The organism is Bergeyella anatis (genome assembly GCF_036016955.1).
Lineage (GTDB): Bacteria > Bacteroidota > Bacteroidia > Flavobacteriales > Weeksellaceae > JAYWXI01.
Map to the genome: position 1 here is coordinate 1 of NZ_JAYWXI010000192.1, position 307 is coordinate 307.

General features: G+C 32.2%; 1 pseudogene. It reads right to left on the minus strand.

The features are described from left to right. Positions 1–307 (minus strand): annotated as a pseudogene (locus tag VQ048_RS12890) (C40 family peptidase); the annotation flags it as partial.

The following is a 307-nucleotide window of genomic DNA, read 5'->3' on the forward strand; positions in this document are numbered from 1 at the left end:
CTTCTCCAATGCTTTCTTTTGATAAGGTGTACCTAACCAATCATCTATATAAGCATATAACTTATAATTCGTAATTTCTTTAGGGTAAACTTTTAGAATTATGGAATATTTCTCTTTTAAAAATAATTCTTCGTCTGATAAGTTTTCCAAGTTTTCATCTACTTTGGCATACTGAGCATCTACTTTGTTTCTTTGTTCTATGATGGATTGATAAAGGGCATCATTGGGGTAATGAAATGGCAACTCCTTGAGAAACTTCGTCGAATTACAAGCTCCCAATAATAGAGATAAGGTTGAAACTAAACCG